13 protein-coding genes are annotated in these 14,659 nt (G+C 41.9%); 7 read left to right on the top strand and 6 right to left on the bottom strand.

Features of this window, described 5'->3' with window-relative positions:
- Window positions 1-57: 57 nt before the first annotated feature.
- The 6 genes from AWM68_RS22095 to AWM68_RS02725 all read right to left on the bottom strand — a co-directional run bounded on the left by AWM68_RS22095 (window position 58) and on the right by AWM68_RS02725 (window position 4,785).
- Window positions 58-303: a DUF2651 family protein gene (locus tag AWM68_RS22095; protein ID WP_156488281.1), complete on the bottom strand. Its 246-nt coding sequence runs from the start codon at window positions 301-303 to the stop codon at window positions 58-60.
- A gap of 148 nt (window positions 304-451) precedes the next feature.
- The gene (locus tag AWM68_RS02745; protein WP_066236589.1) at window positions 452-778 is read right to left on the bottom strand and encodes a hypothetical protein; all 327 of its coding nucleotides are present in this window, start codon (window positions 776-778) and stop codon (window positions 452-454) included.
- Window positions 779-908: 130 nt separating this feature from the next.
- Window positions 909-1,244 (bottom strand): hypothetical protein, encoded by a 336-nt coding sequence (locus AWM68_RS02740; protein WP_066236587.1) that lies wholly within the window; start codon window positions 1,242-1,244, stop codon window positions 909-911.
- Between the two features lie 136 nt (window positions 1,245-1,380).
- The gene (locus tag AWM68_RS02735; protein WP_066236584.1) at window positions 1,381-2,622 is read right to left on the bottom strand and encodes an ATP-binding protein; all 1,242 of its coding nucleotides are present in this window, start codon (window positions 2,620-2,622) and stop codon (window positions 1,381-1,383) included.
- 173 nt (window positions 2,623-2,795) lie between these two features.
- Window positions 2,796-3,311: an SRPBCC domain-containing protein gene (locus tag AWM68_RS02730; protein WP_066236582.1), complete on the bottom strand. Its 516-nt coding sequence runs from the start codon at window positions 3,309-3,311 to the stop codon at window positions 2,796-2,798.
- A gap of 271 nt (window positions 3,312-3,582) precedes the next feature.
- The gene (locus AWM68_RS02725; RefSeq protein ID WP_066236580.1) at window positions 3,583-4,785 is read right to left on the bottom strand and encodes a metallophosphoesterase; all 1,203 of its coding nucleotides are present in this window, start codon (window positions 4,783-4,785) and stop codon (window positions 3,583-3,585) included.
- 303 nt (window positions 4,786-5,088) lie between these two features.
- On the opposite strand from AWM68_RS02725, the gene AWM68_RS02720 reads away from it, so the two are divergent.
- The 7 genes from AWM68_RS02720 to AWM68_RS02690 all read left to right on the top strand — a co-directional run bounded on the left by AWM68_RS02720 (window position 5,089) and on the right by AWM68_RS02690 (window position 14,645).
- A complete protein-coding gene (locus AWM68_RS02720) occupies window positions 5,089-5,400 on the top strand; it encodes a hypothetical protein (RefSeq protein WP_082820532.1) in 312 nt (103 codons plus the stop codon).
- Window positions 5,401-5,742: 342 nt separating this feature from the next.
- Window positions 5,743-7,632 (top strand): hypothetical protein, encoded by a 1,890-nt coding sequence (locus AWM68_RS02715; protein ID WP_066236578.1) that lies wholly within the window; start codon window positions 5,743-5,745, stop codon window positions 7,630-7,632.
- Window positions 7,629-9,575, top strand: a complete 1,947-nt coding sequence (locus AWM68_RS02710; protein ID WP_066236576.1) for a TOMM precursor leader peptide-binding protein — start codon at window positions 7,629-7,631, stop codon at window positions 9,573-9,575. The genes AWM68_RS02715 and AWM68_RS02710 overlap by 4 nt, the downstream gene beginning before the upstream one ends.
- 23 nt (window positions 9,576-9,598) lie before the next feature.
- Window positions 9,599-11,146: a SagB family peptide dehydrogenase gene (locus AWM68_RS02705; RefSeq protein ID WP_066236574.1), complete on the top strand. Its 1,548-nt coding sequence runs from the start codon at window positions 9,599-9,601 to the stop codon at window positions 11,144-11,146.
- Between the two features lie 298 nt (window positions 11,147-11,444).
- Window positions 11,445-12,752: an ABC transporter substrate-binding protein gene (locus AWM68_RS02700; protein WP_066236572.1), complete on the top strand. Its 1,308-nt coding sequence runs from the start codon at window positions 11,445-11,447 to the stop codon at window positions 12,750-12,752.
- A 46-nt stretch (window positions 12,753-12,798) separates the two neighbouring features.
- Window positions 12,799-13,776 (top strand): carbohydrate ABC transporter permease, encoded by a 978-nt coding sequence (locus AWM68_RS02695; protein ID WP_066236570.1) that lies wholly within the window; start codon window positions 12,799-12,801, stop codon window positions 13,774-13,776.
- Window positions 13,773-14,645, top strand: a complete 873-nt coding sequence (locus AWM68_RS02690) for a carbohydrate ABC transporter permease (protein WP_331710021.1) — start codon at window positions 13,773-13,775, stop codon at window positions 14,643-14,645. Before AWM68_RS02695 ends, AWM68_RS02690 begins: the two co-directional genes overlap by 4 nt.
- The last annotated feature ends 14 nt before the right edge of the window (window positions 14,646-14,659 follow it).

The following is a 14,659-nucleotide window of genomic DNA, read 5'->3' as shown; positions in this document are numbered from 1 at the left end:
TCATTCTTAAAAAAACGCCCAAATTGCTGCAAAAGGTGTATATAAATATTAATTAGGCTAAGATTCTTGTTTTCTAGTTGAAACAATAGTTTTAACAGCAAGTCCAGCGATATAGGATAAGAGTGTATAAATAACCACCCACATCAAAAACGATGAATTGAACACTGTATAAGTAGCAATTAAAGAAACATTTAATAATGCCCCTGGAATTAAATAAACATTTCGAGAAATTAAATAACCAAGTCCACCTAACATAATTGAAAGTAATGGGAAAGCGTAGATTACTAATCCTACCAAATACACATAGCCTCACCTCTTAAATACCAATAATTTTAAATACTCCCAATCCACCTTACTCGTTTGCTTAATGTTTTCCATAAAAAAGGCGTTAATCCTTATTTAATCAACGCACCCGATTGTTGAAGATTACCCTTTGCAGCTTTTCATAATGTTAAATGCCTTTTACCTCTATTTCTTTCTTTTGCTCTATAGCTTCGTGACATAACTTTAATAATCTTAAACATACCTTTCGTACACAATTGTGTTCCCAGTCATACTCATCCTTATATCTTTTATATAACTCCTCACAAATAGTTAATAACTGTTTAACCTCATCAATTTTAAAGGTGCGAGAATATGTATACTTATCAATATTAAGTAACAAGCTATAATCAAATTCCGAATTTCTTTCGTTTCTACAAAGGTATTCAAAAAGCTTTTCCTCAAATTCGACACCTCTTTGTTCCTTCCCGACAATATTAAATATAATACTAGGCATAATTTTCTCTCTCTTCTTTTTTTGATAAAAGTACTTCTATAAAAAAATGCACTTCTCCTTCTTGAAGAAATGACCAATTGCGAAAGAAGAAATCAAAAAACACCTTATCGTTTTTTCTAAACGTCTACGTTCATTCAATGCTTAGAGATAAATAATCCGTTAATGATATGACGCCAACCTGTTCTCCGTTTTTCTCGTAGGTGGTAAGGGCACCCATTTGGTCTACTTTCTCCCATCCCCAAAGCTTAATCATAAATTGATAGCCTAAAGGAAGTCCATTTTCCTCAGAAGCTGAATCCCATTTGTATTTTTCTAATTTGCTCTTTTTCTCAGTCAATTCAGCGGTCTTCGGAACAGGAAACCCTTTAAATTCTTCTGATTCTCTAAATGAAAAAAGAAAGATGAAGGTAATGCTAATTAATAATCCTGCAAAAATAATTAACTTCCCTAACTTCTTTATTGTCACTTCATACACCTCGTCAATTTAGTTTCATTTTATCTAGGCTATTCCACAATCCTCCCCGCAAAGAACAGCACGTTTTCCTTGAGATAAAACAAAAATCAAAGTCATTAATTGCCAAAATCCCTAATTGTCTTTTTTCTTACTTAACAGTTGGCAAATGAATTGTAAAACAAGTTCCTTTATTAAGTTCGCTCTCGATTACGATCTGTCCGCCCATCTGCTTTACGATTTGGTGACAAACCGTTAATCCCAGTCCGGTTCCTTTTTCCTTAGTAGAATAATAAGGGCTGCCTAGTTTTTTGATCTGCGCATCGGTCATGCCGACACCGTTGTCTTTGATTTGGATGGATATGAAATCAGCAGATTGTTTCGCAGCGGTAATCCAAATTTCCCCTTCGCTTTTAATCGCTTCAACCGCATTTTTTATCACATTGATTAACACTTGCTGAATTTCGAGTTTAAGACCATGAATGATAAGAGACGACTCCACTTGTTGTGTGATATGTATGCTGTTTAATATGGCGTATGACCGCATGACGTCAATGGATTGTTGAATGACAGAAGATAAATCAACCACTTCATACTGCTCGGTTTGCGGTTTTGCGAGAGCTAAATATTGATTGATGATTTCCTGTGCTCGGTCTAATTCCTCAATTGAGATCCTGATGTACATTTGCTGTTCTGTTGTTAGATTTTCCTTTTGCATTAATTGCATAAATCCTCGAACAGATGTCATCGGATTACGGATTTCGTGGGCAACGGACGCCGCCAGCTGGCTGACAACATTTAATTTTTCCGCACGGATCAGCTCTTGTTTCATTTTTATCTGCTCGTTCATGTTCTCAATCAAATAGATAATCACAATAAGAGTGGCCAAAACAATAAGAGATGAGCTTAGTTCAAATATGGTTTGTCTGTCATCCCCTTTTATCTGTAGAGAAATCCCTCTTGTAATCGGAATGCTCATATAAAACAAACTTATTACAATAATTTTGCCTCTTAGTCGGTACCGATGAAACAAACTCGTTATTGGCAGCAGTAAAAGACAAAACACCGTATAATTTCCGGCTAAGACCAACAGCCTTTGGTCTGTGAAATAACCAGTGATCAGCAGGGCTAAAAAGGCGGCGAAACCTACTCTTTTTCCTCCGTATAAAAAGGATAGAATAATTGCTACTGCTTTAAAATCATATTTATAGATGTCAGAATAAAGGACAGGCTGGCTCATTGTAAAAACTAAGATAATGAGCATAAATAGGAAAAACTTTGATTGTATGTTCTTCTGTTTCTCTTCTCTTTCATTAAAAAAGACTTGATAGATTAGGATTGTAAATAGAATAAACACCACGTGCAAGCACATGTCTTGAATAGATTCCCACATACCGTTCCCTACTTCCTGGATATACCTCACTCATTTTAAATTTTCGACAAGTTTAAAGAATTTCCTTGTCCACGTAACAAAATGCTAGGTCATTCTATCTATACGTTTGGAAGGGTGTGAGTTAAAGAAAAAAAGTACGCTTATGAAATAGCGTACTCCGAATCCAAATATATCTATTTTTGCTTCTTAAGCAGCTCTTCTAGTCGATCCCACGTTTCGGTAATTCCTTGAATCGCACCCATATCCAATATCGTTTTGAGCTCTTCGGCAGAAGCATATTCACAACGATTTACTAGTTTTGTCTTACCATCCATTTCAACAAAATCAGCCGTCACACGTGTAGCAGGCATGATGTCATTCGTGTTGCCATCTTCATCTGAAAAATAATCGACATAGACTATTTTTTCTGGTTCAACAATTTCCTTGTAAAAGGCTTTCCCCCAAGATTCCATGCCATAAAATTCATCTTGGTTTTGATCCATACACTTCATACAATAATGATAAAAACCACCTGGCTTGAATTCCATGTTGCAAATCGGCAGCTCCCAGCCTCTCGGACCCCACCATTGTTTGAGGTAGTCAGGTTCTTTGAACATCTTATATACTTGGCTACGCGGTGCATCAAAGACTCGTTCAAGAACGAGAACTCGATCATTTTCAACCTTGGACATCATAGCGTTTTTAGACATTTTGTTACCTCCTAAAACCGAATAAGTAGAATAAAAAACATTTCACTAACCCTATTCACTATGCTTGTCACAATTCCTGCTGTTTTTATAACTCTATGGTGCAGACAGAAAACGAATAAAAACTATTTTAAAAGTTTCTGTCTTGAATGGACCTTTAAACAATGAAGAACAGGTGACTCTATTCAATTTCTGCTTTTGTATAAATAATGCTCTTCTAAAATGAAAAACCGAGAAAAACCACAAAGGTTTTTACTCGGTCAGTCCAGAACAATTAATTTTTCACCGTCTGTTTCTTTTCTGGCAATGGTGCAGGATCAATACTCTGGTCATTCGGTGAAAGATCGATGCCATAATCTTTTGCAAACACCATGTGCGTTTCAGAGAGTACATTTTCGTGATTCAGATCAAGGTTGAAAACACGCGCTCCACGCAGTTTGTTTTTATCCGCCCCAGCAAGCCCATACGTTCCAAACCCTGTGCTGCCACTGTAACCGAGCATGATGCCGTAATAGTTCCCTGCATAGGTGTTAATGTGATCGTGTCCGCAGAATACGCCTTTCACATCGCCGCGATGCTGGATGGCAGAAAACAATCCTGAGTTGATCGGGCCTGGACACTCTTCTTCATTTCTCTCACCCGTTATTTGGTGCTTATCCAATGCTCGCTTGTGGTCAGCTTCTGTTCGACTGTCCACACTCGCATACCACATGTAACGATGCTCCCATAATGGAATGTGAATGAACATGAGTGAAGGCACCTTATAGCCAAACCGGTTCTCAATCTTCATAGACGTTTCGTTATACCAGCTTACTTGGTCAAAACGAAGCCAGTCCCATGTTGGGTAACCATCAAAATTTTGTCCGGCGATCGTTTTCGGTGCATAACGTCCACTGTCTAGCAGCCAGAAGTTAAATGCAGCTTTCTTTGCTTGTGCATCCCAAACAAGAAGATTCATATTCCCTGTCCCGGTAATCTGTTTAGCACCTTTGTCGTTTAGATTATGTTTATAAGAACGATAGAACTCCAGCATCTTACTCTCGTCTACTCCGCTCTTTGTGGTAGAGTCTTCGTCATGGTTTCCGAATGTAACCGCCCATTTTATGCCTCGGTTTTCCATCGGCTGTGCAATATTATTCATCGCTTGTTTCATTTCCAGCTCCGTATCGCAACCACCCGTAATGTTGTCCCCGTTTAGCACAACAAAGTCTGGTTTCTCTGAATCTAGAACTTTTTCCATTAACTCTATCGTTCGGCGGTCAATGCGTTCATCATCTTGCGTATCGTTGAATTGAACGACTTTAAACTTCCCATTTGGATGAAAACGAAGAACTTTTTCTTCATTAGCATCAGCATGTACAGTCCTATTTTTATCAAAGAAAGAAGAAGCGTCACCTAGCGAGCCAAGTGTTAAAGCAAGTGTGCTCGCTCCACCAATCTTAATAAAATCGCGACGGTTAACTTGTTTTGAACTCATATCCAAACCCCTCCGTGTTATGTATTTATCACTGATAGCGTAGCAATTGAATTTATAGGTAGTGTTTGGCTGATGTAAAGGTTGTATTTAAAAAGGATTTGAGAGGTTTTACAAATCAATGCCCCCATAAATTCCTCAAGACCCATTCCTGTAACGGTGGACAAACACATTCCATATTTTAATATGAGACATTTGAGTTAGAGGACTCCTCTTTATCGAAATTTGCGATGATCTCTATAAAATAAACGTCACGGATTCTTCCTAACTCGTTCTAGAAAAGTAAACAATGAGGAGGTGTTTGTATTGGATAATAAACACCAATGGGATCTTAACGGATTAAATACAGGTGACTTTCAAGTAAGTGGCGGTACCCCTCGTTATCCAGACGATCAGCATGCACAAGATCAACGTATATTCGTTGGTTTCTGCGGAATCGGAATCTGTTTTGGTTTTTGCGCAGGAGTTTGTGTTGGCTTTTGTGGAGGATGCGGTGGATGTGGCGGTTGCGGTGGATGCGCTGGTCGATGTGGAGGCTGCGGCGGATGCGGTGGCTGTGCTGGCCGTTGCGGAGGTTGCGGTGGACGCTGTGGTGGTTGCGGCGGACATGGCCGATAAGTGGGCAATTTTTATATAAAAAAGTGGGGCATGGCTCAAAAGTAGAAGTTACTTTTGTCGGTCACGCCTCTTTCTCATTTGTTTTATAGGCAAGCTGTAATTATGGAACATACATATCTATTATTTGTTCGTTCCCCGTAAACACCTCAAAATATATTCACATTAATTCCAATAATTTCACGTTAATCGCAATAATTTCACGTTAATTCGTTTTTATTCACGTTAATCACAATAATTTTTACGTTAATGCAAAAACAGCTCCTAAAGCCTACAAATCAAAGACATAACAGACAAGCAGACTCCATACAAATAGATGATGAGCATTTGGTAAGGAGGGGTATCATGCAAACGATTCATCCAGCGATGCGATTACAAGTGAAAAGAGATACATTCATCTATCCTGAATCCAATCAAGGCGTGTACCTGCGCAACAACGTGACTTCTATTCGGATGGAAGGAAGCACGATCGAGAAATGGCTTGAACGACTGATTCCCATGCTCGATGGCACGCTCACCCTTGACCATATAACGAGTGATTTACCGGATTCATTTAAAGAGCAGGTATACAAAATCACGCAAGTTCTTTATGAAAACGGCTTTGTACGTGATCTCAGCCAAGATCTTCCGCATCAGCTTTCGGATCAAATTCTCACAAAATTCGCTTCTCAAATCGAATTTATCAATCATATCTGTGATTCAGGTGCGCACCGGTTTCAGAAATATCGTGAGTCAAAGGTGGCAGTGATGGGTGCAGGCCAGCTTCTCCAATCACTTGTTACTTCACTCGTTGAATCCGGTCTTTCTGCCTTCACCATTATCCCAACACATCATTTCCAAAAAGAAGATGAAAAAAAGCTGCGAGAAAGGATTACAAAGGCAAGCGAATCAGATTCCACTTTAAAAATTACAATGATAAAAGCAGAACCGGATATATGGAGCGAAAATCTAGAACACTATGATTATGTCATTTTTGGTTCACTAAACAGCGAAACTACACAACTTGTTACCGTTCAAAATATCTGCAAAGAAAAACAAAAACATTTTCTTCCGATTACGATTAAAAAGGATCTGGCTTTTGCAGGACCATTCGTGTCACCAGATTCCCCGTCGAGCAGCTATGAATCGGCTCACCGGCGTATGCATCAGCCAGCATCTGAAAATAACAGTTCACCAACAGCTTGTGCTCTCTTAGCAAACGTTGCTGTTTTTGAATTGTTCAAAGAAATTACAGGTGCAGAAGATCAGAAAAAGGATCATTTCATTTACAGACTGAACTTGGAAACACTTGAAGGAAACTGGCATAGTGTTCTTCCCCACCCGCTTGTGAACGGCAGTGTTCAAGCAGAACAGATCAAAGACCCACTCACCTATTTAAAAAGTACCAACAACCAGCAACAAAAAGATCTGCATTCGTTGTTTTATAGCATCACGTCAAAAGATACCGGCATTTTTCATACGTGGGAAGAAGAGGAACTGCTGCAACTGCCATTATCTCAGTGCAAAATCCAGGTGGCTGATCCTCGTTCTGAGGGACCAGCTCCCCCACAGCCTGTGATCATCTGCTCTGGTCTTACACATGAAGAAGCAAGGCTAGAAGCAGGTCTGTCTGGAATTGAGAACTATGTGAGATCACTGTATGCCGATTTTCCTCACTCCATGAGCATCGGAACCGGCCTAACCGCTGCTGATGGCTTATGCAGAGCACTGCAAAACGAACTTCATGAGATTTTTCTCAAGTCACAAAACACAGATCTTGAAATATCAGCAGAGCTGGATATCCAGTCGTTACAGGATAACCACATTCAGTTTATGGTTAAATCACTTTCTGCCTTATGCCCTGAATTTAAGCTTTATTACGGGAAGAAGCTTCTTGGTTTTCCTGTTGTTTGGTTGCAGTGTAATGATGAATGGTACGGAAGTGTCGGCTTACATGACACCGCCGCAGTACGCCGGGCCCTAAAAACAGCCATTATGAATAACCAAAATAAAGAAAAAGCCCTTCACGTTTACGGCGTTATGGTCTCGTCTATTGAGCCAACAACTATATCTAGTCAGGTTCAACTTTCTAGCAGTAAAGAAGAAACTCCTGAAGTTACACTCTCTGCTGCACTCAACATCTTAAAAAAGCACGCTACACAAGCAAAGTTTTATTCCCTGCAAGCAGAACCTGTTCTAAACGACAACACAAACGGCATATTCGGCATAACGCTCATACAGGAGGAACAGTCATGACGCACTCTATCGCTGTTATCGGAAATGGTAACCTTGCAGACTATGTTTGTAAAGAACTGTCCAGTGACTATCACATTACACGCTATCATTCGGCAGATGAAGCGTCGCCAAACAAAGAAAGTCTAGCACTTCTGCTGCAAGATTCATGGGATCCGGCTGAACAGATAAGAGCAGAAGAAGTTTTTCGCGCGCACTCTATTCCTTGGCTACGAAGTTTCCTATTTTTTGGTGAAGTGAACATCGGTCCTTTCGTTTATCCTGACAAACCAGGCTGTTCTCAATGTGCCGATCTGCGCCACTTTATGACGAGGCAAGAGCGGCGGGAGCATTTTCAACTAAAAGACTATGTCAAAAATAATCGTGACACCAAACAAGACCGTGACCCATTTGTAACCAATCTAGCATTCTCGCAAACTTCCCTTTTGATAAGAAATGAGGTTGATTCCTTTATAAAAGGAGAAACACCGCGTACATTCGAGCATGTCCTATTTCTTCAACTCACATCGTTCAAATTGGCTCAGCATTTCTTTTTGCCAGACCCGTATTGCCCTGTGTGCGGTGATCTTCCTGTTGATACGGATGACAACGCATGCATATCACTCAAGCCAAGTCCGAGGACCTCTACTGATAGCTACCGCTGCCGCTCGTTAGACGAATTAGAAAAAGTGTTAAGTCGTGATTATTTAGACAGCCAGACAGGGCTTCTCAATTTCAAACGATATGACTTGGTGTCACCTTTTGCCGATACGGTTGTGAACCTGCCGCTCCTTTCTGGCAATGAATTGAATGCCGGACGCACTCATTCCTACAAACAAAGTGAACTTGCGGGTATTTTAGAAGGTCTTGAGCGATATTGCGGTTATGCACCAAGAGGGAAAAAGACGGTCGTGTATGAGCCGTATTCCAAGGTGAAGAACGTTGCACTTAATCCTGTTACGCTCGGCATGCATGCACCTCATCAATATAAAAAGCAGCGGTTTCCGTTTAAACCGTTTGACCCCGACCGTTCCATTCATTGGGTTTGGGCGTATTTGTTAACAGAGGACCGTCCGCTTCTCGTGCCAGAGACATTCGCGTACTACAGCTTAGGCGGCGGAGAAGGTTTTCTGTACGAAACGTCCAATGGCTGTGCGGTCGGCGGCAGTTTAGAAGAAGCCATTTTGTACGGAATCTTTGAGATTGTCGAGCGTGATGCGTTTTTGATGACGTGGTATGGCGAGCTTCCGATTCCGCGCCTCGATCTAAAGTCGATTGATGATTCGGAGTTGCAGCTCATGGTTCAGCGTATCCAAAGTGTTACGGGCTTTGAGGTCCATCTTTTTAATGCAACGACGGAAAATGGCATACCAAGCATTTGGGCGATGGCGAAGAATACGAAAGAAGATGGTTTGAACCTTCTATGTGCAGCAGGTGCGCATCTCGATCCACTTCGTGCGGTAAAAGGAGCGGTGCAGGAACTATCAGGCATGCTTCTAAATATGGAAGATTCATTTGTAAAAAACCGCAAGAAATATAAAGAGATGTACCGCGACTCTGATCTTGTACGCCATATGGAAGATCATTCGATGGTGTATGGTTTGAAGGAAGCGGAGAAACGCTTATATTTCCTGCTCGATAAACGCAAAGTGAAAAGCTTTGAAGAGGAGTTTCGCGCTCGAAAGAAAACAACGGATCTGTTAGATGATCTAAAAGCGGTTCTAACCATTTTTCAAAAACTGAATCTTGAAGTCATTGTGGTGAACCAAACCGGTCCAGAACTAGAACGAAACGGACTTCATTGTGTAAAAGTGGTGATTCCTGGCATGCTGCCGATGACATTCGGACACCACCTTACTCGATTAGAAGGACTGGACCGCGTGCTGACCGTTCCAGCAAAACTCGGGTATGTGAAGCAGCCTCTTTCTGCGAGCGACCTTAATCCATACCCACATCCATTTCCATAACCAGTGTGGCAGGGGGAACTGTTATGAACCTTGATGAATTTTTGTATAAACTTCATTATAAGTCACACGAAATCACTCCCCCTGACTGGGAGGTGAACTGGGAAGATGCCCCGCTTCCCTACAAAATTTACCGAGGGTTGCCTGCAGTCGAACTGAGCTCCGAGATTCCTCAAGATTTAAAGCAAACCGCTAAGCCAACGTTAAAAGAAGTAAGCCAACTTTTGTGGTACACGTTCGGCCTCACCCAAGTGAGCCAGTCGTTTGCTTTTGGTGATGGACCTGATACGTGGACAACATGCCGGCGCTTCGTTCCGTCTGGCGGTGCCCTGTATCCGAACGAACTGTATCTTTACTTAAAAATAGAAGATGCCGCATCTGGTATCTATCATTATGATGTGGCACACCATCGCCTGATTTGTTTGAGGGAAGGTAATTTTGATGATTACTTGAAGCAGGCACTCGGCAGCCGCTGTGACATCTCTTCTTCCTTTGCCACGGTTTTTATCTCAACTTTTTTTTGGAAGAACTTCTTTAAGTATCATAACTTCTCTTACCGGCTGCAGGGCTTAGATGCCGGGTTTGTGATCGGACAGCTGCTCGAAGTCAGCAAGCGGTTAGGTTTTGAAACAGGCGTCTATTATCAATTCCTGGACCCTGCCGTAAACCATTTGATTGGCATTGATGAGAAGGAAGAAAGTGTGTATGCAGTGATTCCTCTTTCTGTCGACCGCGAAATGAGCTGGTTTTCTGATGAAGAGCAAAACAGCGTGTCAGCTAAAAAATTATGTACTGAACTTCCACCGCTTCACCACCAGCATTACGTACGTTCCAAAAGAATAATGGATTACCCAATGCTGCATAAGTTGAACGATGCTTGCATGCTGGATTCTTTCACATCACCGCGTAAAATGCTCGAGCAACCAAAAGAAGTTTGCGGAAGTCCAACCGTTAAACTGCCTGCGGTTAATGGGCTAACTTATGATTTCTTAACTGCCTGTCAAACACGATATTCGCCTGGGTTGGATTTTGTACTGAAGCCGCTAAGCCTTCACACATTGTCTGCCCTTTTACATGAAACGGTGACAACGCGTTCATACCGCAATGATCTGGATCAGGGTTTCATGCAGTTCGCTAACCGGATTTCTATTACCATCAGTACGTATAACGTAGAAGGCTTACCTAACGGATTGTATCGATACGATGAATCTCAGCATACGTTACAGCAGATAGCTTCTGGTGATTATCGAAACAGGCTGCAAGACGGACTGTTATCAGATTTTGTGAATATGGCTCAGATTCCGCTTTCCATAAATATCGCTGGCAGCAGAAATCATTACAAGACGGCTTTCGGATATAGAGGTTATCGCATTCAGCACATGGAAGCTGGCATTCTTTCTCATCGCTTACTTGTGGCAGCAACAGCATGTAAGATGGGTGGTCACCCTGTTTTGGGGTTTCATGTCCCTTCTTATGATGAGCTTCACCAACACAAAGACATAACCAGTCTGCTGCAGGTACCAGTCGGACACTACCGGCCACATCCTAGATTACAAGGCAGTATGCATACCTAGAGTGGTGATTACTCGGAATACGTTATGAGAAGGAATAGTAAAGAAGTCATTTTTTTGGAATGCTTCCTTATTTTTAAAATGTTGCGATTAAGAGTGAAGGCAAATGGCTGAAAAGCCGTGCGCTATCACTCTTTTTTATTTTTTAAACATAATAATGTGCTGAAAACAGCAAACAGGCTTTTTCAAAAATTAAACCTATTTTCGGGCAAACACAACGAAAGACCTAGTTTTAACCCACTAAAGCAAGGGAACTGAGTTATTACTTCACAATATTAATTTTACACAAGGGGGAAACAGCATGAAGAAGTGGTTCACGTGGGCGCTGATGGCAGTCCTGATTATTAGTCTGTTCTCAGGATGCTCTGGCTCCGATGAGAAGAAAGCAGAAGCCAAGAAAACAAAGGACGGGAAAGTGGTTGTGGATTTCTGGACATTTTGGGGTTCAGAAACAAGAAGACCGATCATCGAGAAGATTATTGATGATTACAATGCTTCACAAGATAAAGTGTTTGTTAAACATACATTTTTGCCATGGGGAGATATTTGGACGAAGAACCTAGCGGCGATCGCAGCAGGAAATCCTCCTGACGTGATCATCAATGATATTAACGCAGTCGGACACCGAGCGAAGAATGACCAAGCGGAAAATCTATCGAAATACATAAAAGATGATTCGTTTAAGGAAAACTTCTACCCGGAACTTTGGAAGACCGTTGAATACAAAGGTGACCCATATGCGGTGCCGTTCAATACGGATACACGCCTCTTATTTTATAACAAAACAGCGTTCAAAGAAGCTGGTTTAGATCCAAACAAACCACCTCAAACTTGGGAAGAGTTAGAAAGCTATGCCGAAAAGCTCGATAAGAAAAGCGGAAAGAAATACGACCGCATCGGCTTCTATCCACTGTGGGGATCTTTCGGAGCAGACAGCTGGATGATGAATGCGGATAACGGCCAAAGCTATATCGATGAAAATGGCGATGTGAAGATCGCAACAAAAGAAAAAGTAAAAGCCCTTAACTGGATCAAAGGATACAACGACCGAATTGGTGTCGAGCAAGTCAACGCGTTTAAAGCAGACTTTGGCAGTGAGCAGTCGAACCCCTTTATCGCAGGTAAAGTGGCGATGATGGTAGATGTGGCCACGTTCTATACACAGATCAGGGATTACGGAAAAGATATGGAGTTTGGTGTTGCCCCTGTTCCGGCAGTATCAGAAGGTGAAAAGAATTGGAGTGCAGGCGGAGGTTTCGTAGCCGAGATTCCAAAAGGCTCGAACAGTCCGAAAGAAGCGTATGACTTTATCAAGTACCTCACTGGGACTGAGGCACAAACATATTGGGCAGCCCAGAACTTTGACAACGTAGCCAATAAAGAGGCTGCTGAAAAAGCTCTTTCTGAACTTAAAGGAACAGATAAGGAAGTCTATCAAGCGGCAGTCGATAATATGGAAGTTACGAAATTATTTCCGGTGCCTGTCGATGCACCTGATTATCAATCCAAGATCAATCCTATGATTGATGCCGTACTCCTTGGACAGCGAAAAGCCTCAGATGCACTAAAAGATGCTCAAAAATCCGTTGAAGGAAGTATACAGAAATAAGGAAATGGGAGCTTTGTCTCCCTTTTTCAATGCAGGGGGGATATGAATGGAATCGGTTTTTGTAAAAAAGAAAGACAAAGTAAACGTTAAGTACCGTCAAAAGGCGGAAAATAAGCACTTGATCAAGTCACTCCGAAGACGAGAAGAACTAGCCGGCTATCTGTTTATCGCACCCTGGATCATTGGATTTGTTTGCTTAATGCTCGGCCCTCTTCTTTTCTCTTTATATGTAAGTTTTACAAACTACAACATTACTTCAAGCATGGAGTTTACAGGGTTTGATAATTACAAGCGGATGTTTACAATGGATCACCTTTTCTGGACCTCGCTTTGGAACACCCTGTATTATGTCCTTTTCTCCGTGCCGGTTACGACAGCAGGCGCGATCCTTTTAGCCGTATTGTTGAATCAGCGGGTGCCGGGAATGAAATGGTACCGGACGCTCTATTATCTGCCTGCTGTGTTATCAGGTGTCGCGGTCTATCTGTTATGGATGCAGCTCTTAAGCCCATCAACAGGACTAGTGAATACAGCATTGTCCTGGTTTGGGATCGACGGTCCTGCCTGGCTGTATGACCCAGAATGGACAAAGCCTGCCCTAATCCTCATGAAGCTTTGGAGTGTCGGTGGCGGAATGCTTCTTTATCTGGCAAGTCTTCAAGGCGTTCCGAAGACGATGTATGAAGCAGCGGAGATCGATGGTGCAGGATCGCTTCAAAAGTTTTTTCATATCACGATCCCAATGATCACCCCTGTTATATTCTTTGATATCGTAACCAGTTTGATCGGCGGGTTTCAAATTTTTCAAGAAGCGTATGTGATGACAGAGAACGGCGATGGCGGCCCGGTGAATTCGCTTCTGTTCTATAACCTTCACATGTGGAACAATGCGTTTGAACTGTTCAATATGGGTTATGCGTCTTCTATGGCTTGGGTGCTGTTCGTTGTTGTAATGATCCTGACAATGTTTAACCTGAAACTAGGAAAGAAATGGGTCTATTACGAAGGCGGTGATCAAAAGTGAATACATCAATGAAAACCACACCTCGCTATCAATCGCGGTCCTTTCGCACTAAAATAAAAAAGGTCCTTGTCTCACTGATTTTGTTAGCCGGAAGTCTTGTTATCTTATCACCCGTGCTTTGGATGGTATCCACATCGCTCAAGACGCCTGGTGAAATCGCTCAGTTTCCGCCCTCTTTTTTGCCTGACAAGTTTCAGTGGAACAACTATATCGAAGCGTGGAATACCGCTCCCTTCACGAGATGGGCACTCAATACCCTCTTTATCACCGTCTGTGTGGTGATCGGCAGTGTTCTCGTAAACTCGCTTGTAGCCTATGGGTTTGCGAAAATTCGTTTCAGAGGAAAAAATATTCTTTTTGTGATCGTGTTATCCACGATGCTGATTCCCGGGTTTGTTCTATTAATACCGCAGTACATGCTCTTTTCGAAGATCGGCTGGGTGAATACGTATCTGCCGCTCATCGTTCCTGCATTTTTAGGAAATGCCTTTTTCATCTTTCTGCTTCGCCAGTTCTTTATGACCCTGCCGAACGAGATGATTGAAGCCGCTAAAATCGACGGAGCCAACCATTTTCAGATCTGGTGGAAGATTGCCATGCCATTGATGAAGCCAGCCATTATTACGATTGCTATCTTTTCTTTCAATGGTGCATGGAACGACTTTCTAGGTCCGCTTCTCTACATTAATGATGAGAACTTGTACACCCTCCAAATCGGACTACAAACTTTTAAAGGCACCGTTCAGACACAGTGGCATTATTTGATGGCCGCCTCTGTTCTCGTATTGCTGCCGGTTGTATTGATCTTTTTCTTCTTCCAAAAGTACTTTATTGAAGGCGCGAACATTACCTCTGGGACTAAAGGATAATCCGATAACGTTGA

Origin of the sequence: Fictibacillus phosphorivorans (assembly GCF_001619875.1) — a bacterium.
Taxonomy (GTDB): Bacteria; Bacillota; Bacilli; order Bacillales; family Fictibacillaceae; genus Fictibacillus; species Fictibacillus phosphorivorans_B.
This window is presented reverse-complemented; position numbering and strand designations above follow the sequence as displayed.